Source organism: Bacillus sp. 05T31, assembly GCF_056396725.1.
Window position 1 is genome coordinate 1 of the sequence record NZ_JBFTMA010001243.1, and the last position, 610, is coordinate 610.

At 36.6% G+C, this 610-nt stretch carries 1 protein-coding gene; it reads left to right on the forward strand.

All coding sequences use genetic code 11. The features are described 5' to 3' along the window. Positions 1–490 (forward strand): BBE domain-containing protein (locus tag AC1DJR_RS32685; RefSeq protein ID WP_477004540.1); only part of this gene is annotated, 490 nt, incomplete at its 5' end. Between the last annotated feature and the right edge of the window lie 120 nt (positions 491–610).

Sequence of the window (610 nt, forward strand, 5' to 3'; positions counted from 1 at the left end):
TTCATATCCAGAGTGTATCGATTTCCTCGATCCTCCGGAACCACCCTTTGCAGATCAAAATTTTAAATTCTCTTCATCTTGGAGTAACAACCTTTGGACAGAAAAACCAATTACGGTCATGAAACAATTTTTAGAAAAAGCACCAGGAACAGAATCCGAATTCTATTTTCAAAATTGGGGAGGTGCCATTAGAAACGTACCGAAAGACGAAACAGCCTTCTATTGGCGCACTCCACTGTTTTACACGGAATGGAATGCTACTTGGGTTGATCCATCAGAAGAAGCTAGTAGTCTTGCATCAGTCGAAAAAGTGCGTAAGCTGTTAAAACCATATACAGTTGGTTCCTATGTTAACGTTCCAGACGAAAGTATCAAACATTTTGGAGACGCCTATTGGAGATCAAACTTTAAAAGACTTCAAAAAGTAAAAACAAAATATGATCCCGAAAATGTATTTCATCATCCACAGAGTATCCCACCATTTTGTTAAATCGTTTCTTCGTTTTGTAAAACAAAATAAGACCCCTGCGTATTGACAAATAAAAAAGGATCTTCTGTATCAAAGATCCTTTTTTATTACCGATAACGAAAATTATGTAAATAAGCTGTC